Here is a 20,720-nt window from a genome sequence, read left to right as displayed (position 1 = left end):
TGGCAGCCAAGCCGGCGAATAGCGGGCATGGCTGCTTTTTCATGCCAGGGCATGGCCCTCCTGCCCTTGGCTTTTCGCCGACTCAGAATTTTTTAGAAGAAAGGAAGATTTGCATTGATGCGAAAGGACAAGAACCAACCCCGTAGACTTTTAGCTTTGATCCTTGCGGCGATCATGGTAATGGCTCATGGTGGAGTCCAGGCAGTCAGCTTTGCAGCGTCCCCCACTGCAGATGTGCTGGATCCGACTTCTTCGGTAGTAGACGGTCCTGAAACAGGGGAGATGAATGATACCCAAACTGACAAAACAGATCCGGTCTGGGATAATGAAAGCGAAGAAGAACCCGAGAAACCAGACAACAGCCTTCCCGGGGCCGAGGAGGACCCCGAGGAACCGGATAGCGGCCTTCCCGAGGCCGAGGAGGACCCCGAGAAACCGGACAGCGGCCTTCCCGAGGCCGAGGAGGACCCCGAGGAACCGGACAGCGGCCTTCCCGAGGCCGAAGAGGACCCCGAGGAACCGGACAGCGGCCTCTTGGTCATTGATGACACAGGCAAGGACACTGCCGGACCTGACGCAGAAGGGGAAATCGTGGTTGATGAAGTGATTTCCGAGTACCATGTCAAACTCACCAGCAACGGCTGGATCGAGATCGAGAAGGGCAATACCTTTGATTACGACGAAGAAACCGAAATCCTTACGGCCACATGGAAAGTTGCAGACGGTGGAAAATTCACTTCTGCAATGATTGAAGGCAGCACTGGCGAGTCTGTGACCCTGACTGAACCGAAGGAATTTACCTTTGGCGGGGAAGAGTGTTCCCTTACTGAGTCCAGCGGCACTTATACGCTGAAGATACTCAAGCCTCAAACCGATCTCACGATTACCGTCAATGGCGAGTCCGCTACCCCGCCTCAGAAGATCACCGTCAATGCCAAGTGTAATGAATGGATAATCATGGACCAGGACAGCGGCCTGACGGTGGAGGGCAGCGATGCCACAGCTGTCTGGACCGTCAAGGAGGGCGGCGCCCTGTCAACCATCAGGATTTCCAACAGTACCGAATCCATTACCGTCTTGGGTACAGGAGATTTTGAGTTCGGCGGTCAGCTTTGCACATTGGAGCAGACCGGCGGCATCTATACCCTGCAGCTGCATGGGCTGGCTGAGGATACCGAGCTGCAGATCCAGGGCGAGACAAAGATCCCACCGGTCAAGGTGAGCGTCAGCGCCAATGAGTGGATCGATATGGACATGTCCACCGACATCAAGCTCGAAGGGAATACCGTCGTGGCTACCTGGTCGCTCATGAATGGCGGTACATTTGATTCCGTAACCATCACCAACGAGGACGGGACCTTAACGCTCAACCAGCCCGGGGAAACTCAGTTCCTGGGCAAGCCCTGTACGCTGACGCTTGTGAACGGGATCTATACTCTGCGAGTAAACGGGCTGGCAAAGGATACCGAAATCGGAATCCTGGGCTTTTCGGCCCAAAAGGTCAATGTCAACCTCGCCGGAAACAAGTGGGTGGACATTGATCCGGAAAAAGGGCTGTCCTATGAAAACGGGACCGTGGTTGCCACATGGTCCGTCCTGGAAGATGCGAAGCTGGGGTCCGTTATCGTCTCCAATGAGGACGGGACCGTGACCGTCACCGAGACGGGAACATTTGATTTTCTGGGCCAGTCCTGCTCCCTGGAACAGGTGAACAATACCTATACCATGCGCCTGAACGGCCTGAAAAAGGATACGGCGGTTCAGGTATTCGGCGTCCCGAAAGTCCCGACTGAATCCATCAAGATCAATGTCACCGGAGATGGCTGGATCGAGATGGATGAGAAAACCGGTGTTATGATTGATGGCAATGATGTGACTGCCACCTGGTCTATCAAGGCTGGCGGCAAACTGTCCTCTGTAAAACTGAGCTGTGAAGGCGAGGAGATCACGATCAAGCAGACCGGGAGCTTCCAGTTCCAGGGACAAAGCTGCACACTGGAGCAGTCGGGCAGTGCGTATATCCTGACGATGCCCGGTCTGACAAAAGACACCCAAATCGACCTTGCGGGCGAATCAGACGCCCAGGTTCCGGGTGACTCTATCAATGTCAAAGTTCAGGGAAACAGCTGGTTGGAGATAGATGCCCAGACTGGCGTAGAAATCAACGGCGGAGATGTGACCGCAAACTGGTCAATCAAGGATGGCGGTGTGTTGTCCTCGGTGACACTGAGCTGCGATGGGGAGGAAGTCACCATTGAAGGCCCAGGCGGATTCGAGTTCCAGGGTCATACTGGAAGGATGGAGCAGCGTGGAAACGACTATACACTGTATCTGACCGGGCTGACAAAGGACACCGTGATCCGCATCCTGGGTGAGCCAGTGGCTGGCGAGTCGATCCGTGTCAGTGTGAGCCACAATGGCCTTGTGGAGATGGACCAGAATACCGGCCTGACCGTATCCGGCGGCGATGTGACTGCCACCTGGGCGATTGCCGCCGGCGGTAAACTGGCCTCTGTAAAGTTGAGCTGTGAAGGAGAAGAAATCACTGTCACTGGCCCGGGTGGGTTCGAGTTCCAGGGCCAGACCGGGAGGATCGAACAGCGAGGCAGCACTTACACCCTGTACCTGACTGAACTGACGAAGGACACGGAAATTCAGATCCTGGGCGCACCGCTGCGGGCGGAGATCAAAGGAAATGAATGGGTCGATCTGGATGAGGACACTGCGCTGACCTTCAGCGGCGGCGACCTTACAGCCCAGTGGTCGATCCGCACCGATGGCGCACTGGAATCTGTGGTACTCCAGTGCGGCGAAGAAAAGGTTACTGTAACCGATGCCGGTGAGTTCGAGGCGTTTGGGCAGATTGGTACGCTCTTGCAGGACGGATCCAACTGGACCCTGTCTCTGGACGGAATCACCCAGGACATCCTCATCACCGTCAACGGCGTCAGCACCCTGCCAGAGAATGTCACTGTCACGGTGAACGCCCGGGAAGAGACTCTGGTGATCGAAGAAGGTACCCTGGAGAAGGAGAATATCTTCCCCGGCGGCGCCGATGCGTCCTTTTCCTTCCAGTTCAAAGAAGGCGTAGTGGTCCAGTCCTTTACCATCAGCGACGGGAATGAGCAGGTAACAGTAGGCCCGGGCGAAGAGGAATTTACCCTGGGCGACCAGACTTACAGCCTGAAGCTGTCCAGCGGTCCGACCGGGCGCCCCGTCTATGTGATTCAGCTCAACCATCTCATTTCCGATATGGAGATTACGCCCAACATCAAGCATACTGTCAGCATCATCGTCAACGACCCTGCCCGCTTTATTCTGGAGCAGTCCTCGGCAATCGCAGAGGACTATGGCAGCCAAACTATGAGCTGGACCGTAGCGGATGGTTCGAGAATCACCGCCCTGAATGTGACCGCCGGCGATGTGGATACTGATATTGCACCGACCAGCAGCGGCCCGTTCACACTGAACGGCATTTCCGGCAATGTCACGATCAGCGGCAAAAAATATACTATGACGCTTGATAATATCCATGTTCCGGTTGAAATCACGCTGACCGCTGCGGATGATATAGTCTATGGCGGATATGAGTTGAGTGACGATGTGACGCTGCTTCCGTTCAGACCGGAATCCGGTACATCGGCCAACAGCGCCTTTGGATTCTCGGTGTCCTACCAGACACGAGAGGACGGATCGGTCCTGATTACCCATACAGCGAGCCAGGCAAGATACCATGGCGGCCGGGCGAGGCTCATTTCGGAGAATTACTCCAACGGACAGGTCATTGAAAAGCTGGAAGCCCCGATCACTGTTACTATCAAAGTGCAGTGTACGCAGGGCTGTGGAGCCATAGGTACTGCTTCGGTCACCATACCGTATCGGTCAATGCTGGTCGAATGTCGAGATGAAAAGGGAAATATCATCACCCCCTCGACATTTAACACTGCCTGTTATGCCATGGATAACCGCACCTATGAGTTCGCCCCGCCCAGTATCGCTTGGTATGAATACCAGAGCGCTGAATTGGTGCAGCATACGGGTGCCACAACCATGAAGGAGGACAATGGCAAGGTTTACTTTGCAATAGACACTAATGACAGCGCAAAAATCGTCCTGCATTACCGTGCCCGTGCCCATGTGGGCATCCAGTATCAGGACGATCTCGGGCAGCCGGTGGCCTTTGACGGAGCTGCATCCGGTATCGACGGATACCGGGATGAAACCAAGTCGGTCAATCTGCCTACTGATCCCTGGTATGACTACGATTCAGCCGAAATGAGTAACATCGGTTCATCTGGCATTCTTATCAGCAGCAATAAGGATCAAGTAAGTGTCAAGCTCAATCATCGCAACGGATCTGATCTGACTGTGGAGTACATAGCCAAAGCAAAAATCCGTGTGGAATATGTTGATGAATTGGGAAACCCGATGGGAGATCTGATACCGGAAGGAACACCCGGGGAATACAGTGGATACCGGGGAGATGTGAAGAGTATTCCAACACCAAATGTGCCGAACTATCAGTATATCCGAATGTACTCCAGCACAGACGGTGCTACCGTTTCCGGCACACTGAATGCTCAGGCTAAAACAGTCACCCTGGGCTTCCAGGATGCCACCACCATCTATGTGGTGTATCAGCCCAAGGCCAGCGTGAATGTCCGGTATGTTGACGACCTCGGCAACCCCATTGATGTTTCGGGCGTTCCCGGCGCTGTGGATCTGCTTTCCGGCCTGCGTGGAAATACACTGGCCGTTCCCACCCCGGATATGGCGGATTACACCTATGAACGGATGTACATCACCACTCCGCCGGAAGCATTGGAATCCGGCACACTGAATGCAGATCAGCGCACTGTCACCCTCAACAAGGAGTATGCTTCGACAATCACGGTGGTTTACCGTGCGAAGGCGTCCTTTGAGGTGCAGTACATCGACGATCATGGGAACAGCATCAACGATCTGATGACAGCCACTCCCTTTAAGTACACCGGCCACCGGGACGATGAAATTACCATTCCAACCCCCAAACTGACGGATTATGATTTCATCAGCATGGAGATTACCCATCCGGACACCGGTGCAGGCCCAAATGAATCGGCATCGCTTGACCCTGAAACCCATTTGGCGACCATGAAATCCGGATACAACTCGGTCATCAAAGTGCATTACCATGCCAAGGGCAGTGTGGCGATCCAGTATGTCGATGAGCTGGGCGACACGATCCCGTTTGAAAATGCCGAACTGTCCACCGCCGGCTACCGGAATACCGTCAACACCATCACCCTCCCGCAGCACCCGTATTATCGTTACGAATCGGCTGAGATCACCCCGGATGCAATCCCTTCCGGCACACTGCTGAGTGCTGATAAGGATTCTCTGAAGGTGAATATGGAGATTGGTGACGACAGCACCATTACCGTTCGCTATCAGGCGCTTGCCGATGTAACGGTGCGCTATGTGGATGAACTGGGCAATGAGATCAATGATCTGATGCCGGAAGGCACAGCTTTCCTGCTGTCCGGCGATCGGGGCGATAAGGTACAGGTACAGACACCAGATATGGCGGACTATGTGTATGAAAGCATGTCCATCAGCACGGAAGCCGGCAAGGTTGAGTCGGGATTCCTGGATGCGGAAGCCAAGGAAGTGACCCTGGGCTTCGAGAATGCATCCACCGTCACGGTGGTCTACCATGCCAAAGCCAGCGTCAATGTGCACTATGTCGATGAGCTGGGGGCCCCCATTGATGACCTGATGCCGGAAGGCTCTGCCACTATCATTGCCGGTCTGCGAGGAGAGCATTATACCGTAGCGATCCCGGTACTGGCCGACTATGATTTCGAGCAGATGTTCATTACCACTCCCGAGGGCAGCCTGGAGTCCGGCTTCCTGGATGAGATCTCCTATGATCTGAAGCTGAACAAAGAATATGCCTCGACCGTTACTCTCGTGTATCATGCCAAGGCATCGTTCAAAGTAGAGTATGTGGATGACCTGGGGCAGAATATTAACGATGTGATCGCCGCCGCTCTCGCAGTGGGAAATCCGTTTGAGTACACCGGACACCGTGGGGATGAGATCACGATCCCCACCCCCGAGCTGGAGGACTACCAGTTCAATTCCATGGCGATCCAGTCCGGAAACTCTGTAAACCTGAACGCTGAATCCCATCTGGCAGTGATGAACGCCGGCTATGACGGTGTGATCCAGGTCAAGTACGACTACCGAGCCACTGTTTATCTGAAGTACGAGGACATGAACGGGAATGACATCTCCGGCGAGTTTGATCCAGCAAATCCCACTCTGCTGGAGGGCTTCCGCAACCGGACCATCGAGATCCCGCACCCGGACACCGGCTCCTACATCTTCGATCACTTCGAGATTGAGACACTGCCCGGCGAGGAACCGTCCGGTTATCTGGGAGATCAGTACGATCCAATCCTGACCTTCGGCGTCCGGGATGCCTCAACTGTTACCGTTGTGTATCGCTGGATCGACTTGGGCATTGAGCTGAAGGGTGTGACCTTTGAGGGTGAGCCGATGGAGGAGGACCAGACACTGTATCTCTCTCAGGGGGCAACCTTTACCTGGACTGTCACCAACCATGGCACCGCTCCCTGTTACCCGGAGGTAGAGTTCCAGTTCCCGGATTATCTCCTGATGAGCAATAAAACCCCTGGCTCTACTGTAACCGCCAACCGACTCCCGAATGAAGAAATCACTACCTTTGCTGTACCTGGATCGACTGTGACCGGCACCCGGGTAAAGCTGGACAACCTGCTCCAGCCCGGCGAGAGCGTCGATTTCATCACCCTTTTCCAGGTGGACACGGTTGACACCTATGAGCGGGTGGACATTATCGCTGTGATCCCTGAATACCAGCAGGATAAGAACGGGAACAGTTACCCCGACATCGACCTCTCCAACAACAAGGCCCAGGGTGAACTGGAGATCCTCAATCCGCCGATCATTATGAAAAAGATCAACTCCGAGGATACCAAGGAACAGCTGGAGGGCTGCTACATCGAGATCTACGACAAGCATGACAACATGGTATGGGAGGGCTGGTCCGATCAGAACGGCGAGTTCTATGTCACTGGCCTCTACCCGGGTGAGTACCAGGTCTACGAGCGATATGCCCCGGAAGGGTTTGCCCGGGAAAATCTGTTCTGGACACTCACAGTCAAGGACGATATGACCGCCCGGGGCAAGGAGATCTCGGATGAACCGGTGCGGATTGCTGTAAAAAAGATCTCTGCATTTACTGGTGAACCCCTTGAAGGCGCCGTATTCGGTCTGTACGATGAAAACGGGCAGCTTGTTGACACCCAGACTTCCGGAGAAGATGGGATGCTCTATTTTGAGCGCTTGGACTGGGGTGAGTACTCGATCGAAGAATTGCAGGCGCCGGCAGGGTTCATGGCGAGCGGCAGGATCATCCGCCTGGAAATCACCGATAAGTACATGAATCAGGAGGATCCCTATGTCGTGCGCAATGCGGGCACCGTCAACACTGGCATCGGTCCGGTCCCGATCTTCCTCGGCCCGACTGCGGCTGTCGGGGCGCTCGGCGGCATAGCGATCCTGGTAATTACCAAGTCCCGCAGGAAGCAGAAGGAGGGCGAAGATGCGTAACTGGCAGCGCTGGATCCTCCTGGCTATGACAGCGCTCTGCGCCGCCACTGCACTGTGGTGCGGCGTACTCTATCTGTCCCAGCTGCGGGATCAGGCAGAGCTGGAGAAGCTGGCAGAAGAGGTACTCAGGTCGGAAGGCAGCGATGCGCTGCCTGGGACAGCAGAGCTGCCCGCTATGGCCCTTGATGGGTCACAAGGAGTATCTGGCGCAGCGGTAGACTTCAGCTCCCTGACGGCACAGAACGGCGATGTGGTTGCCTGGATCGAAATTCCGGGCGCCGGGATCAGCCAGCCGATCGTACAGGGGCCGGATAATGATACCTACTTGCGCCGAAATTTCTACGGTGAAGAGAGCGTGTCCGGGACGCTGTTCCTGGATTACGCCAACTCACCGGACTTCAGCGATGGCAACAGCATCATTCACGGCCACAATTTCTTTGATGGCAGTACAAAGATGTTCTCTGCCTTGCCTCGTTACACAGACCTTTCCTTCTGGCAGGAGAACCCGGAAATAGAACTGCTCACTCCCGATGATGGGGCATTGGTTTATCGGATCTTTGCCGTGTGTCAGTTTGATGTGAGCGATTCCGATACAGCCCAGGCGTTTTACCGCCAGGATTTTCGTTCCAACTCCTTTGAGTCCGAATATACCCAGGCTCTCCAGAACCGCTCCGTGATCCAGACAGGGGAGACCGTGCCAGCAGGCAGCCGCCTTTTGACCCTGTCCACTTGCGACCGAAGCATTTACGGCGAAGCCGGAAGGCTGGTCGTGGTGGGCTATCTGGTATAACTTTCTAAAACCATAGATCACAGCACAGCTGTGGTCTATGCAGCAGGGCATAAGCCAGCTTATGCCTTGCTGCATAGACTTTGAATTTGAAAATAAGGAGAAATCATTATGTTCTATAAACCATGCAATCCGGAAATAAGACGAGTAGACGATGCTCTTTCAGGTTTCAAAGGCTTTGAATGGGGATGGGATCTGTTTTTCTATGAGAAGATCGGTTATCTGTGGATTCCTGTTAATGAGGCGGGAATGGCTAACATCTCCTCTTGTGAATAGATAGACTCCCCGGAAGATCTTTTCAAGCGGTGCCTGGAAGAATCAATCTTCACGCTGCTTGCCACGCAGAGTGACTTTTCTCAAAATGCAGCAGAGCAAAAGGCTGCAATCAGAACAGAGTGGGAATATGTCCTGAAGCAGCTGCCTGAGTATGCAGAACTTTTCGATCAAGTATTGGAGAGTGAAAGAACGGGCATTATCCAGTGTGCAAGAATCCTACTACGGAACACCGATAACAGCGACCTTCAAAAACTGATTCAGGATTTTCTCGGCACACAATACTGGAACTTTGATTTAACGGATGTATTCTGGCTCTCGGAGGAATATGATCTGGAAAACGGTGCTTGCGCCGAATATCTATATCCCGCATTCCTGGAAATTTGTGATGACCGTACATACCTCCTGTTTTTCGCTTTGCGGGATATTTACAGAGACGGGTATGATATATCTGGCTTTGGGCTGGTAGATGATGTGGGTTCTATAAATGAACAGATAAGTGCTTCTCATTTCTGTAATTCCGAAACAGGGCAGATGTTTGATATGGCGTGTTTCGGTGGGGCTTTTGCGGATGACCCTTCTCAGATGCTCCAGCCAAGCTACCTTGATGTGAAGGGTGTGCAGCAGCCTGCACCGAACATAAAGACTGCCATTGAAAAATACGGTAAGTATTTTAGAAAGTACAATTCCGGCCCTCATACTGTGAAAGAAATATTGGAATGATAGCAACGAGAAAAACAATTTTGATTGATGATGGCATCGTTACCGAAAGCTCTTGACAATATAGGCTATATCCCATACAATAATAATAGGATTTATCCCATATTGTGAAAGGCGGTTCTGCGGTGGAGGGTTTTGAGGTTATTTTTTACGGCAAGGCGGACGGAACATTCCCGGCACGGGATTTTATACTGAGCCTGGAACCCAAAATGCGGGCCAAGATGGTCCGCACGGTGGAGCTGCTGGAACACAACGGGATAGACCTGCGGGAACCTTATTCCAAGTCATTGGGTGATGGGATCTTTGAACTGCGGGCAAAGGTGGGGTCCGATATATCCCGGGTGCTTTATTTCTTTGTGGTGGGCCGGACTGTGGTCCTGACAAATGGGTTTATCAAAAAGACGCAGAAAACGCCGCCCGCCGAGATTGAAAAGGCCAAGCGGTACAGGGAAGATTATCTGAGCAGAAAGGGGAATTGACAATGGCCGAAAACGCAAGTTTCAGAAATTTTGTGGAAGAACAGCTTCAGGACCCGGAGTTCCGGGCAGAATATGAAGCCCTGGAAGCGGAGTTCTCGATCATGCAGGCGATCATTGACGCCCGGAAGAGCAGCGGCCTGACACAGAAACAGCTTTCGGAGAAAACAGGCATTGCCCAGGCGGACATCAGCAAGCTGGAAAGTGGGAATGGAAATCCCTCTGTGCGGACGCTTCAAAGGCTGGCTGCCGGCATGGGTATGCGTGTCAAAATCGAATTTCTGCCGTATGACCAGCGATAGAGAACAAAAAAGGCGGGGGCGCAAAGCCCCCGCTCTTTTTTTGCCTATTCGCCGTAGTGCGTCCGGCAGGAAATGATCTTCACGCTGGCATTTTCAATCACATAAACCAGGCGGTTTATCTCATCGATCCGGCGAGACCATAGGCCGGACAAATTACCCTTTAACGGCTCCGGTTTGCCGATGCCGGTATATCCGTTTCGCTGGATGTCTGCCAGCAGCTGATTGATCCGCCGCAGCGTTTTCCGGTCCTGGGTGAGCCAGTAATTGTAATCGTCCCAGGCTTTTTCTGTAAAGGTCAGATTACCCATTTGCCATGCTCTCCAATTCCGCAAGGCTCTTTTCCACTACCTTGCCATTTTTGAGCTGAGCCAGCGACTGCGCCAGGGCCGCCATGTTCTCTGCGCTGTAAAACGGGTCAGCTTTTACCTCAAAGGGAAGCCCGTTCACTCGCACCATCTGCTTGAGAAACATTGTCACAGCGGCGGTGGTGGTGATACCGATATTATCGCAGATCAGATCGACAGCTGCTTTCAGGTCATCGTCAATCCGCATATTCAAACTTGCCATTGTATCGCCTCCTTATGGTTCTATTATACGCTGCCATGTAGTCAAATACAACACATTGGCATTACAATTTACAATTATTTCACGAATCTTATACCAAATCTGTTTTGCTCCGCATGCTTCTCATCTGCAACGATGCCGTAAAGGCATTTCCAGAGCCGTTTTACTCCCGGCTTGACAGTATGCAGTAAAAAGGGATACAATACCATCATCACAGATGAAATGACCGCTGATTCCCTGCATTGGGAACAGCAAAGTGCGGCAGCTGATCCAGTTGCCGGAAGGATACAAAGAATTAGGCACGATTGCGCCCTTTTGGGGACCGGTCGTGCCTTTTTGTTATACGAAAATCCAAGGCGCCTGCTACTTGTAGCGGGTGCCTTTTTACATAAAAAACTGAAGAAAAGGAGAAATGTCTATGTACAACCCGAACCGAAAGAAATGTTACTGTGCGTTCTGCCATCGGGAAATCAAATGGATCCGGCAGAAGAAGAGCGGAAGGTCGATCCCGGTAGAGCCGGACGCTGTCTGCTTTGTCCCTGATGACTCCAGCCAGCAGACCTTTGTGGATCAGAACGGGGATATGCGCAGGGGAAGAAGTCACCCGGATGGACTGCGTGGGTATCGCCGGCATCGATGCTCGCAGTATCCCGTCCCAGCTCATACTGAAGAATATTTGAAGGCCCGTCAATGGGCATGACAGAAAGGAGAAAAATTATGAAGAAGGTAAGGAAAATGGTAAGCAGATCCGGCGCTCCAGATCCGTATGCGTACTTCACTAAGGTAATCTGTTCTATTGGCAATGGGAAATACGATCTGTGGAAGGTCTGGCAGGCATTCGTGATGCTCAATGCCATAGCGCTTTCCAACTTGCACGATCAGGCAAACGCCCCGGAACGGACCCGCACCTATAATGAGATCGCCCGGAATTTCACTTGCGAGGAGGTTGCATTGATGCACCACCTGCTTGATGTGGTAGCCATAGAACTGGGCAAAAATCCTGACCAGGATTTCCTTGGCGAGATCTTTATGAACCTGGGCCTGAATAACCACTGGACCGGGCAATACTTTACGCCGTACAATATCTGTAAACTTATCTCAATGATTTCGTGCCAAAATTCGGTGAGTATGATCGAGCAGCAGGGGATGTTCTATCTGAACGACCCTGCCTGTGGGGCGTGTGCAACTCTGATTGCCGGAGTGAACAACATTGCCTATGCTCTTAATGAGGCACATCCAGAACTCCAATGGATTGATCATGTCGTCGTGATAGGCCAGGACATCGACCCGATCGCAGGACTGATGGGTTATATCCAGCTCTCGATCCTTGGATGCTGTGGACTCATCAAAATTGGGGATACTCTCAGCGACCCGATCCGGGAAGATGAAACGGACCTCTCCAAGTATTGGCTGATGCCATGGTATAGACTCTGCTATTTGGAGCAGCCCTGTCAAACGACAGTCAGCGCCCGGGCAGACGAGCTTGAGGATGATATGCCTTTTAATTGTTGAAAGTGAGGTATGAAAATGGAAAATGGAGTCTTTAGAGTTCTGAAGAAAGAACCTGGAAAATCAATCGAGTCCGTAAAGGTTGAAGCAACCTATCTCAGCGATGTGGGGGAAGCCCTTTTGGGAAGGAAAGTAACAATCGAGCGTATTCCTATGAACTCGGAAAAAACCATGTGGATTCTGATAGACGAAGATGGATTGGGAAAGGATCTTCCGCTGAACTTTTTAATTCCTACAATATCTCCATATTTCCCGATCCAGAAGATTGTCGGAACAGCAGTATTCGTCTGCAGTAAGTATTCTGATATATTTGCTGAAGAGATCTATGACTATGAAGTCTGTGATCTTTCCAATCAATTAGAGCGTATCGCTCACTTGATCCTTTCAGATGATATACAGCAGTCATTGTCCAAGAATTTTACGGATTATGGTAAAGGTGCCATAATCGTACAGCCACTCTAAAACAGAGAAAGAAGGATAAATAATGCTTTGTAAATTGATATGTCATGGGCGTTTAACCAGAGAGATCAAGTTGGAGCACAGTGAGAGGGGGCTGCCGTTTTGTCAGTTCTCTCTTGCCAGTCCCCGCTATGCGGGACCGCAAAAAGGTGAGATTGTAGAATATCCGGATTTTATTGCGTATCGTACCACAGCTGAAAACCTGGCTAAGTATGCAGCGCAGAAGGGAACAGAGCTCCTTGTGGAAGCCCACTATACCAGCTATAAAAGGAATATAGAGGGTAGCCAGTACCCGGTTAAGGTGGTGGTATTTGAGGTTGACAAGTTTGAGTTCTGTGGTACTCGGAAGAGTTCGGATCAGACTGAGTCCGTGGCAGCACCGGTACAGCCGCCAAAGCCTGAACAGCTTCCTCGTTCCAAGGATACTGACGACCTTGACTTTTCGGGGTTTGAAGTAATTGATGGAGATCCCCAAGATCTTCCGTTTTAGGTAAAAGAAAAGCCGCCAATGGCGGCTTTTTCTTTTATCAGGCTATGCATCTTTGCAGCACCTTATTGGAAAATATCACTGTGGCTGCCGGTACGGGCCAGCGTCATAGCCAGGACTTCTGTGTCGAGCCGGTAGATCAGCATCCAGTCTGGAGCAATGTGGCATTCCCGGTATCCAGTCCAGATCCCGGAAAGCTCATGGTCCCGGTGCTTCTCAGGCAGGGGCTTCCCCTGGGCGATTTGATCCACTACCTTCTGGAGCAGTTCCTTTTTTCGGCTCTGCTTTTGGACCTTTTTGCAGTCCTTCCGAAATTGGGTGGTCGGGGCGATGGTGTACTTTCTCTTAGCATTCTCGTTCATTTTCATTTCCTTTCGCTTTCACTCAGATTTATGTACCAGCCAGGTATGTGACGCAGGCGGCTGCGATCCGCATACTCTCTATAATCAATTACTTTTCAAAATCCCTTCACTTACAATATATCCTTGCGGAGCTGTCTGCTAAATCTGTTTTTTTACCGGGTTTACATAAAATTTACAGTCCCGCAGATTGACATGATGCACAAAAATAAATACAATGTAGGCGCTGGGTTAGATCAGCGCTTATGACAAGCGCCGATCGCCTGAAAGATGTTCCTTCCACGGTCTGGTCGCAACCAACAACTCTTTTAGCCCCAGCATAAAAAAGGCGTACCCATTGTTCACGCAATAGGTCGCCTTTTTTCTCTTTTTGGGATAGAATGTAGATGAGAGAAAAAACTGGGAGGAACAACTGTGATTGATTTTGAAAACATGACACGAAATGAACTGATCCTGTATCTCTATTCCTTTATCGAAGGGATGCTGAAGGTCGGCCCGGAGTCAGAGGACGAGCTGGACTTCATTCGACTCCAGAGGAAAGTCATCTTCGAGCTGATGCACAATAAAGTCTACTGCGTAAAATCGACCCGCTACAAGCCCACCGCCCCGTATGGGAAGATCGACTTTGATGTGATGTACTTCTCCTCGCTGCACCAGGCGAAGCGGGAGCTGAAATTCCGCCGTCAGCTCATGGAGGAGCGGCTCCCGCTGGCTGAACCCTGGGAGGTATCGACTTCGCTTCTGAAGGACTCACTGGCACCGGACGATTATCGGTCCATCATCGACAATCGGAGCGTCAAGCTGGACCACCCGGGGAGATTCAAGTTTGTGGAGGGACGGCTGCGAGTGGGCCGGACTAAAAATGGGGACCCGAAGATCGCCCCGTATCTCCTGTCGCTGACCGAGGTTCCCCTGGTCGGTGCGCAGTTCTCTGGCTGGAAGAACGCCACACCGAAGCAGGAGAGTCCGGACCTGGCAGGAAAGAAGGTCATTTCCTTCCTGGCGGCTCAACAGCACGCTCAGACGGATCCTCGCAGGAAGTAGTCCCACCGGCGGCCACTTCCGCAAGCATCTCCTTCTTATACTTATAATATGTATTGGGGGTAATGCCGATCAGCTTCCAGCAGTCCTTGTCAACCAGCGTGCCCTGGAACGCCCGGCTGTACTTACGGATCTGCTCCTTGGCCCGGACGCTCTTCTTTGTGGTATAGGTAGATCCCTTGAGATGGCCGATCTGCTTTCCATTCAAGCGTGCTGTCTCAATGCCTTCCCTGGTACGCTGCCGGAGGTCGAGGACTTCCTTCTCGGCTTGGTCGAAGGCCAGCCGGATCTGTTCCTGGGCAAGGTCAATGAGCAGCTGGTTCACGGCCTCGATGATGGCAGCCGTAAAATTGTTCGTGGCCATGCTGCCGGTATTGATAACCGTGTTGATGCGCCGCTGCGCCGCTTCCTGGAAAACGGAGGTGTTGATGTGCGGCTCTTTGAGAAATACAAGTGCCACACCAGCATCATAGAGCTTCTTGTAGACCTCGACCCCTTCCTGGGCGGTGCGGCTCATTCGGGATACGCTGTCGAACACGACCATGTCGCCGGCGTCCAACCTCTTTTCCAGCTTATTCCATTCAGGCCGGGACATGGTTGTTCCGGTGTATGCCTCCTGGACGATGATCGCTTCCGGGTATGCTGCTTTGATATTTCTGATCTGTCGCTCGATGTTCTGTGTCGGGCGACTTTTTCTTGCGTAACCCCAAATCATGAAAATCCCTCCAATTTTATATTGAAACTAACGATCGTCTGTTTCCATATCTTTTCATCGTGGCCTTTTCTGCCTTTTGACAGCTAATTTTGATATGTTTTCCGCATACTTCAATTTTGATATAAAGCCACCTATTATCATATTATCTTCAAAGATCTGGAGACATTACTTGATTCTGAATAGAGTATAGATCCACTTTATTCAGCTAAAGAATTTAACAAAAAGGGTAGCGGGGTCCTTGACAGTTTTGCTTGTAATTGATATAATTGTTCAGCGAATAACAATGTAATAAAAAGAGGAGGAGGGGCGCCGCAATGCTTGTATCAAAAATTGTACGGATAGAATTTGCAGACCCGCGCATAAGGGCAGTGGATGCATTAAGAGATTTACGGGATGCAGCCAAGTTTATTTCGCTAAACCTTTATTCGAGGTATGATGTACAGCTTCAAACGCCAATGGTTTCCGACAGCAATATGGTAACTCTTGAAATCAAAATACCCGAGCAGATTGTACATAGCTTTGCAATCGGAAATCATCTTCGTGGAATGTCAATGTTTTTGCTGAAGAAATGCAGTACTCATTATGAACAATATCTCGTTGGAAAGAGACTGCTGACATATACGGAAATACCCGCTGCCAATTCGTATGAAGCGAGTTTTACTGCCGCAGATCAATTAGAAGCTATAGCTATATTTGCACACCTTCTGCAGAAGTCAGATCCGGAGTCTATGGATCGTATCTGTAGAATTATTGCAATATTAAAGGAAGGGGAAGCAGCACAATGATTTTAAGAGTATTTCCCAATGTGGGGGACTGCCTATCTATAACAGATGCCTATCATCACTTGATTGCCTTGTACGAAAACGATCCCAATCGCAAGAACAAAGCAGCAGGTTCTTTAGGGGGAGCTGTCAATGGAGGAACAATAATTCGGAAAAAAGGATTTTATGAAAGGATTCGATAATGACCATGGAAAATAGATCGGAGTATTTTGATAGTGTCACTTCAGAACTGACAAACAATGCTTCAGTCTCGATTTCTGTTCACCTTGATGGATGGCCGGCGGCAGTAAGTTGTATTGGTGTGATTGCCATTATATCAACAGTATACCTCCTAACACATAAACCCAGTATATTGCCTGCAGCATAACTTAGCTCTTGGCTGCTTGATCCTTCTCTAAATTTTATCAGAGATAATGCCATATACATGAAGCAGAGTTAATAGGCGGGAGAGCCAATCAATAATATAAAAAGAGACTGTATCCGAACAAAATGTTCAGGAACAGTCTCTTTTTTGATGTAATCTGGATTTAGTCTATCAATTTAGGGTTATATTCCGGGATGAAAAACGGACAAGTACTGAGAACAGCTACCCGTTCTTCATTTTGAATATCATTCAGCTGTGCTGCAAGGATTTCTCCTTGTGTTGGAATTAAGTTTCCTCTCGATTCCTTCTGGATAAGCCCCCATGCTTTTGAGATATTTTTACGAATAACGATATTACATTCTTCTTTAGTTGCAGCAAACTTGCGATAATCATGATTCCGGTTTTCACGATTCACACGAGCCTTATAGTTTCCCTCACGCAGTTCGCTAAGAGTGGCATAGTAAGAATCGAAATCATCATCAGGAATAGATTTCATGTGATAGAACGCTTCAACCATCGGATAATTGATATACAGCTTTCCCATATCCGATGATTCTACAAAATAGTTCACCATATCGCTGATCTTCTCTGGTGCGAATCCAGAATCTTGTGGATCAAGATCAAAGATCAATAGAATATCAGAATAGAAGTCATCGAATAGCGCTTTTTTGGATGGATCAGTTTCACGGGACTTCAGTAACTGGAGAAGGTCCATATCCTCCGGATCATTATCCTCAAACATCTCATGATACAGCGTGTAGATATTCGTACAGTAGGAGATGATTTCATATTTGAAGTCAATTTCATAAACAGACAGTAGTCGCTCCATCAATGCAACATCTGTTTTTGCTCCCTCAACCAGAACGAGAATTTTCCGTTTCTGCTTATCCATTAAACTCACCGCTCATATACAACTTTTCCAGATTATGTCCTTCCCGAAGCTCCCGATCAGTAGCATTGGCAAACGATGTAAGTTCCCCTTGCGCCAGAATGAAATAGCAGTCCGGGCGCATTATCCGATTGGAGAGTAAGTTCGTATTATGGGAAGTGAGGATTGTTTGGAAGCCAGACTTGTGTTCCAGCAGATCTACAAGTGTTTCTGATAACTCATAATGATAGAAAGCGTCAAATTCATCAATGAACATCAGGGAAACATCAGCAGAGGTTTTGTACCAATAGAAAAAAGTGTAAAGTGCTTTTGTGCCGCTGGACGCTACCTTGAAAAATGGCAGTGGCTTTGGGGTGTCAAAATACAGACGCCTGGTCCCATCGGCATCATTTATAGCAATCAGATTTTCCTGAATGCCCGCTTTGTGTAGGAATGACTCAAACTCCATGAGCATATTTTCTTTGAAAATGAAGTCATAATAATCCTTGCTGTTTTTCTTGTAACCAATATAGCGATTTTCATCCAAGCTGCGGAACCAAAGCATGCGAGATACAAAGCGCTGCATCTGGTAAAGCGGATGATTGTTTGGGAGAGCCGAATTATTGATGACATATTTCAGCATGGAATCATTATCACGGAAAGAAAGATTTAGAGTTGTAGTTACTGCTTCCAAACCTGACAGATTGCCAATGCCAAAGTCATAATTGTAATCGAAAAGGCGCTTTCCGTTAATTGCAACAAATTCGTACATAAGAGATTGCTTGTCATTTTTTCGATAACGATAATCGACTTCATCGTTACCAAACTTGAATACATAATGAAACTCTGCGTATCCAGATTTGTTATTTATATTCAAATAATAATCATATAAGCCTGGTGTTACATTGTTTGTTGTCAGATGTGACACAATGTCAAAAAGTGCTAATCCCAAGTTGGACTTACCAGAAGAGTTCTTACCATAAACAATGAGCTTACTGAGTAAGCCATCTACAACACAGAAATCGTTGAATTTATAATCACGAACATCAGAGAAATCCAACCGGAGGGTTTTTTCAAAATTCTTGAATCCTGTAACTTCAAATAGTTTTAACATATTGCCCACCCACTTTCGTCTTAATTATACCCCATATCAAAGCGCCAAGTCAACGAATGCCGTAATTTTATTACGGCATTCCAAATCGTTCTTGATATAAAAAGATATAAGTAGCCAGGATCAGGACATTCACTCAAAGGAGAGGAAAAGTCTTGACAGTATGCAGTAAAAAGGGATACAATACCACCATCACAGAAGAAATGACCGCTGATCCCTTCATGGGAGATGCAAAGTGCGGCAGCCGATTCACGCTGCCGGAAGGATACAAAGAATTAGGCATGATTGCGCCCTCCGGGCCGATCATGCTTTTTTTGTTATACGAAAATCCAAGGCTCCAGCTGCTTGCAGCGGGTGCCTTTTTACATAGAAAAACATAAAGGAGAGATGAAAATGTCATGTAAGATCATCGCAGACCTGCTTCCTGTTTCCGTACAGTGCCTTCAGGATGACAACGGAAAGGTAAGGCTGGAAACAGTCCAATGCCGCATCGAAGGAAGCACCCCGGACAGCACCAGTGCCTCGCTTGAGCTTATTCTGTTCTATCCCAGATCAGCTCAGAGAGAGCTGATCGAAAATGCAGTGAAGGAAGGCAGCCTGCTGCGTGTCGATGGTCGGCTTCGCCGGTATTGCTATCAGGATCGGAACGGCGCAGAGGTCGATAAGATCCAGTTGGTTGCTGACGGCGTAGAAGCCAGCACCGAAAGCTCCCCCAGAAGATCTGTGGTCTTTATGGAGGGCGGCGTGCGGCCATTCCCGAACTCAGAGTTTGTCCAGGACAACGGCGACTACAAAAAAGCGGCGTTCTGGATGTTTACAGACCCGAAATCGAAAGATGTCCATGAAACCTACCTGACTATGATATGCACTGCATTCGGCGAAACAGCGAGCCAGATCGAGAAGATGAAATTGTGCAAGAATGCGCATCTGATCGTTACTGGCCGGCTTGAGGTCCTTCAAAGTGGAAAACTTGGGGTCCGTCTGTATGAGGCGTACTATGGCAGGAGCAAAAGGAGCTGAAGAAAATGAAAAAACCTTTTATCGTGAATGTAATTTCAAATCCGAGTCGGATCTTCAGACTGATGATTTGCCTGGCTGCCTTGGCGGCCATGCTGTGGATGCCCGCTGTGGCCGCTTGGATCGGCGTTGTATTGCTGGACCGGCTGTACCTTGTAAAGGGCCGGAAGAAGCGGTGCGATGAACCCCAGGGCGTGTCCCAGGACAAAACACAGAACCAGAAGCAGTTCATTCCCATTGAGCTGCAAGAGAAACCCATGACCCAGGAAGAGGCCGATCGGCGAGCAAGGCAGTGGTGGTCTGTAAGCACTGCAGACAAGCCATCAGGAGAGGAGCAGGTCGCTGAAGTGCTTTCGGAGATCTCATGCTGCGATCCCTCGATCCATTCCTGCAATCTGAATGAGTACAAATCCCTCAAGCTGCCAACCGAAGCTATGGTGCTGAACAGTCTGCGGAATATCCTGCGGGAAGAAGGCATCGCTGCGGATCTGACACCGGATAACGAGCTGCTTGTGAGCTGGGGCCAGGACCAGGATGGCCTGGAGGTAGGGTGCGCTTAAACCGCCCTATCATAACTGATGCCGAAAGGAGTATACACAATGAACGAAGAAAAACTGATCGACGCTCTGTATAAGAAAATGCATAATGAACTTGAGGCATACCACAGCTGGCTGACAACCTTGTCACCGGATGAGATCATTGACCGAGGCTACGAGTTCAGTGTCCGCAAGGATATTATGGAGGTCATGGAGACCATCGAACTGACCGCTGAACAAGCAAGCGCTTTGCTGAAAAGCTCCCATCCCCTTGAGGATGTCTATTGGCGCTATCAGGGAGAGAACAGTAACGCCATCTACATGAACGACGAGATCATGGCGTCCATTGAAAATCAGGCTGATGAGGTGTTGAGAGAGTCGGAAAAGGGACCCGCACTGGTGATCGAACCTGGAAAGGCCCCCTATGTCAAGGAGATCGCCTTCACGCTGAAATCATTGCGGGCCGAGGTCGGCACTGAATACATCGAAGCGCGCTGTCCGTTTACTGACCCGGTCGCACTAATCTGCGATATAGAAGGGAAACTGAAGGGGAAGCCACTCAATCAGTATCTGAAAGGCCCGGATGGCAAGCCTTATGATTACATCACTGGCACTTGCGTTTTGACGAGCCTCAAGGGCGATCATTTCGGCCCTCTCGACCAGCAATATATCGAGAAGTTCAGCAAGTATTTTGAAAACTGAAAAAGGTAAC

Annotated in this window: 23 protein-coding genes; 17 read left to right on the top strand and 6 right to left on the bottom strand. The window is 50.0% G+C overall.

Annotation, left to right across the window (positions count from 1 at the left end):
- Positions 1 to 117: 117 nt before the first annotated feature.
- From H9X81_RS10460 to H9X81_RS10435, 6 genes are all read left to right on the top strand, one after another.
- Entirely contained in the window at positions 118 to 7,638 is a 7,521-nt protein-coding gene (locus tag H9X81_RS10460) for an MSCRAMM family protein (protein WP_204721810.1), read from the top strand.
- On the top strand, positions 7,631 to 8,428 hold the full coding sequence (locus H9X81_RS10455; protein ID WP_204721808.1) for a class B sortase: 798 nt from the start codon (positions 7,631 to 7,633) through the stop codon (positions 8,426 to 8,428). Before H9X81_RS10460 ends, H9X81_RS10455 begins: the two co-directional genes overlap by 8 nt.
- 108 nt (positions 8,429 to 8,536) lie before the next feature.
- Positions 8,537 to 8,701, top strand: coding sequence for a hypothetical protein (locus H9X81_RS10450; RefSeq protein ID WP_204721806.1), 165 nt, complete (start codon positions 8,537 to 8,539; stop codon positions 8,699 to 8,701).
- A gap of 174 nt (positions 8,702 to 8,875) precedes the next feature.
- Positions 8,876 to 9,421 (top strand): hypothetical protein, encoded by a 546-nt coding sequence (locus tag H9X81_RS10445; protein WP_204721804.1) that lies wholly within the window; start codon positions 8,876 to 8,878, stop codon positions 9,419 to 9,421.
- A 122-nt stretch (positions 9,422 to 9,543) separates the two neighbouring features.
- Positions 9,544 to 9,897 carry a type II toxin-antitoxin system RelE/ParE family toxin gene (locus H9X81_RS10440; protein WP_204721802.1) on the top strand — a complete coding sequence of 118 codons (354 nt, stop codon included), beginning with the start codon at positions 9,544 to 9,546 and terminating at the stop codon, positions 9,895 to 9,897.
- 2 nt (positions 9,898 to 9,899) lie between these two features.
- On the top strand, positions 9,900 to 10,196 hold the full coding sequence (locus tag H9X81_RS10435) for a helix-turn-helix domain-containing protein (protein ID WP_204721800.1): 297 nt from the start codon (positions 9,900 to 9,902) through the stop codon (positions 10,194 to 10,196).
- Between the two features lie 44 nt (positions 10,197 to 10,240).
- Here H9X81_RS10435 and H9X81_RS10430 read toward each other — a convergent pair whose 3' ends face one another.
- Together H9X81_RS10430 and H9X81_RS10425 are read right to left on the bottom strand one after the other, a co-directional pair.
- On the bottom strand, positions 10,241 to 10,504 hold the full coding sequence (locus H9X81_RS10430; protein ID WP_204721798.1) for a Txe/YoeB family addiction module toxin: 264 nt from the start codon (positions 10,502 to 10,504) through the stop codon (positions 10,241 to 10,243).
- Entirely contained in the window at positions 10,497 to 10,763 is a 267-nt protein-coding gene (locus H9X81_RS10425) for a type II toxin-antitoxin system RelB/DinJ family antitoxin (RefSeq protein WP_204721796.1), read from the bottom strand. Before H9X81_RS10425 ends, H9X81_RS10430 begins: the two co-directional genes overlap by 8 nt.
- 171 nt (positions 10,764 to 10,934) lie before the next feature.
- On the opposite strand from H9X81_RS10425, the gene H9X81_RS10420 reads away from it, so the two are divergent.
- From H9X81_RS10420 to H9X81_RS10405, 4 genes are all read left to right on the top strand, one after another.
- Positions 10,935 to 11,303 carry a hypothetical protein gene (locus H9X81_RS10420; protein WP_204721794.1) on the top strand — a complete coding sequence of 123 codons (369 nt, stop codon included), beginning with the start codon at positions 10,935 to 10,937 and terminating at the stop codon, positions 11,301 to 11,303.
- A gap of 174 nt (positions 11,304 to 11,477) precedes the next feature.
- Complete coding sequence (locus H9X81_RS10415; RefSeq protein WP_204721792.1) at positions 11,478 to 12,272, top strand: N-6 DNA methylase; 795 nt, start codon at positions 11,478 to 11,480, stop codon at positions 12,270 to 12,272.
- A gap of 15 nt (positions 12,273 to 12,287) precedes the next feature.
- The gene (locus H9X81_RS10410; RefSeq protein WP_204721790.1) at positions 12,288 to 12,731 is read left to right on the top strand and encodes a hypothetical protein; all 444 of its coding nucleotides are present in this window, start codon (positions 12,288 to 12,290) and stop codon (positions 12,729 to 12,731) included.
- 22 nt (positions 12,732 to 12,753) lie between these two features.
- On the top strand, positions 12,754 to 13,218 hold the full coding sequence (locus tag H9X81_RS10405) for a single-stranded DNA-binding protein (protein ID WP_275951276.1): 465 nt from the start codon (positions 12,754 to 12,756) through the stop codon (positions 13,216 to 13,218).
- Between the two features lie 62 nt (positions 13,219 to 13,280).
- On the opposite strand, the gene H9X81_RS10400 is transcribed toward H9X81_RS10405, so the two are convergent.
- Positions 13,281 to 13,577 carry a type II toxin-antitoxin system YafQ family toxin gene (locus tag H9X81_RS10400; RefSeq protein ID WP_204721786.1) on the bottom strand — a complete coding sequence of 99 codons (297 nt, stop codon included), beginning with the start codon at positions 13,575 to 13,577 and terminating at the stop codon, positions 13,281 to 13,283.
- Between the two features lie 411 nt (positions 13,578 to 13,988).
- On the opposite strand from H9X81_RS10400, the gene H9X81_RS10395 reads away from it, so the two are divergent.
- Entirely contained in the window at positions 13,989 to 14,618 is a 630-nt protein-coding gene (locus H9X81_RS10395) for a hypothetical protein (protein ID WP_204721784.1), read from the top strand.
- Here the strand turns inward: H9X81_RS10395 and H9X81_RS10390 are convergent.
- Positions 14,563 to 15,330 (bottom strand): recombinase family protein, encoded by a 768-nt coding sequence (locus H9X81_RS10390; protein ID WP_204721782.1) that lies wholly within the window; start codon positions 15,328 to 15,330, stop codon positions 14,563 to 14,565. The genes H9X81_RS10395 and H9X81_RS10390 overlap by 56 nt on opposite strands.
- A 314-nt stretch (positions 15,331 to 15,644) precedes the next feature.
- Between H9X81_RS10390 and H9X81_RS10385 the strand changes: the two genes are divergently transcribed.
- Together H9X81_RS10385 and H9X81_RS10380 are read left to right on the top strand one after the other, a co-directional pair.
- Positions 15,645 to 16,115 (top strand): hypothetical protein, encoded by a 471-nt coding sequence (locus tag H9X81_RS10385; RefSeq protein WP_204721780.1) that lies wholly within the window; start codon positions 15,645 to 15,647, stop codon positions 16,113 to 16,115.
- Positions 16,112 to 16,294, top strand: a complete 183-nt coding sequence (locus H9X81_RS10380; RefSeq protein ID WP_204721778.1) for a hypothetical protein — start codon at positions 16,112 to 16,114, stop codon at positions 16,292 to 16,294. Before H9X81_RS10385 ends, H9X81_RS10380 begins: the two co-directional genes overlap by 4 nt.
- 345 nt (positions 16,295 to 16,639) lie before the next feature.
- Here the strand turns inward: H9X81_RS10380 and H9X81_RS10375 are convergent, their stop codons facing one another.
- Both H9X81_RS10375 and H9X81_RS10370 read right to left on the bottom strand, forming a co-directional pair.
- A complete protein-coding gene (locus H9X81_RS10375) occupies positions 16,640 to 17,368 on the bottom strand; it encodes a hypothetical protein (protein ID WP_204721776.1) in 729 nt (242 codons plus the stop codon).
- Positions 17,361 to 18,458 (bottom strand): ATP-binding protein, encoded by a 1,098-nt coding sequence (locus H9X81_RS10370; RefSeq protein ID WP_204721774.1) that lies wholly within the window; start codon positions 18,456 to 18,458, stop codon positions 17,361 to 17,363. The genes H9X81_RS10375 and H9X81_RS10370 overlap by 8 nt, the downstream gene beginning before the upstream one ends.
- Positions 18,459 to 18,610: 152 nt before the next feature.
- Between H9X81_RS10370 and H9X81_RS10365 the strand changes: the two genes are divergently transcribed.
- From H9X81_RS10365 to H9X81_RS10350, 4 genes are read left to right on the top strand one after another with little or no spacing between them, the layout of a single operon-like run.
- Positions 18,611 to 18,835, top strand: coding sequence for a hypothetical protein (locus tag H9X81_RS10365; RefSeq protein ID WP_204721772.1), 225 nt, complete (start codon positions 18,611 to 18,613; stop codon positions 18,833 to 18,835).
- A gap of 13 nt (positions 18,836 to 18,848) precedes the next feature.
- Complete coding sequence (locus tag H9X81_RS10360; RefSeq protein WP_204721770.1) at positions 18,849 to 19,475, top strand: single-stranded DNA-binding protein; 627 nt, start codon at positions 18,849 to 18,851, stop codon at positions 19,473 to 19,475.
- Between the two features lie 5 nt (positions 19,476 to 19,480).
- Complete coding sequence (locus H9X81_RS10355; RefSeq protein WP_204721768.1) at positions 19,481 to 20,032, top strand: hypothetical protein; 552 nt, start codon at positions 19,481 to 19,483, stop codon at positions 20,030 to 20,032.
- A gap of 39 nt (positions 20,033 to 20,071) precedes the next feature.
- Positions 20,072 to 20,710 carry a DUF3846 domain-containing protein gene (locus tag H9X81_RS10350; RefSeq protein ID WP_204721766.1) on the top strand — a complete coding sequence of 213 codons (639 nt, stop codon included), beginning with the start codon at positions 20,072 to 20,074 and terminating at the stop codon, positions 20,708 to 20,710.
- Positions 20,711 to 20,720 lie beyond the last annotated feature (10 nt).

Origin of the sequence: Hydrogenoanaerobacterium saccharovorans (genome assembly GCF_016901815.1) — a bacterium.
GTDB lineage: Bacteria > Bacillota > Clostridia > Oscillospirales > Ruminococcaceae > Avimicrobium > Avimicrobium caecorum.
The sequence above is the reverse complement of the archived record's forward strand: the minus strand, read 5'-3'. Positions and strand labels throughout refer to the sequence as shown.